The organism is Clostridium thermobutyricum DSM 4928 (genome assembly GCF_002050515.1).
Classification (GTDB): Bacteria; Bacillota; Clostridia; order Clostridiales; family Clostridiaceae; genus Clostridium; species Clostridium thermobutyricum.
The window spans coordinates 1-1,111 of record NZ_LTAY01000007.1; the positions used below are offsets into that span (position 1 = coordinate 1).

A 1,111-nucleotide genomic window follows, 5' to 3' on the forward strand; every position below is an offset into this window, starting at 1 on the left:
GATATATTTATAACATTTTAGCTATATTATCTATATTTTTTTCAAATTATTAATTTAAGACTATTCAGATTAACACTTTGTATTTTATAATATTTTCTATATAATAGAAAAGATGAAAAACATATCATAAATATATTTTTCATCTTTAATACTATTTTACTAAATATTATTTTAAAATACAATATATAGATAATAGAATAAAAACCATTATATTCTAAAATTTATATTTAGCATAAAAATTTAATTCTTGCTTTTTGTGCAATTGGTGCTAAAGGAATAGCTATTATTATCCCAACAACAACTTCTGATAAATCTCCTACAAAATGAGATGCTGCATAAAGTATACTTCCAACAAAACCTACTGATGCTCCTGTAATTATTCCACCCATTATTGCATTTCCTATGAAATAACCAATTAAATTTACTATTGCCCCTACTATAAATGCACCTATATATTTTTTAATACTCTTCTTCTCAACTTTTTCTAATATACTTGCTACAGTTAATGCCATAAGACCTTTTATTATAAAAGTAAAAGGTGCCCATATTACATATCCAGCAGCAACATCTACTAAAGCCATTCCAATAGCAGCTGCTATAAATCCTTTTTTCTTTCCTAATAAAACTGCACCTGCTAAAACCATACAATCTCCTGGTTGTATAAAACCATTTAAAGTTGGTATCTTTACTATACTACCAGCAATAAAAATTAATGCTATCATAAGTGCTGTAAATATAAGCCCTACTATCTTTTTATGTTCACTACTGCGTTCCATCTCTCTTGCCTCCTAATTTCTTCTAAAATAACTATATATGTATAAATGCTTTTTTTCAATGTCATCAAATATTGGTCATATTTTTTTTACATTTGTAGTTTGTTAAAATAATCTTTTTATATACTGTTTTTCTTAGTTTAAGCCATTTTTAAAATTAATTAATAGCATTTGCTTTAATTTTTTATTCATATTTATACTTAAAATTGTACCGGTTCATTTTTTCAAAATCATGTAAAATAAAAAAATTTTTATTTATACTTTCTAAATAAAATTTATTTTTTAATAATAAAAAAGAAGCCAAATAGCTTCTTTTAAATTATTCTACTTATATATTT

1 protein-coding gene is annotated in these 1,111 nt (G+C 23.4%); it reads right to left on the reverse strand.

What is annotated here, in order from left to right; translation table 11 throughout:
• Positions 1-227 precede the first annotated feature (227 nt).
• Positions 228-776, reverse strand: a complete 549-nt coding sequence (locus tag CLTHE_RS00530) for an ECF transporter S component (RefSeq protein WP_080021532.1) — start codon at positions 774-776, stop codon at positions 228-230.
• Positions 777-1,111: the final 335 nt, after the last annotated feature.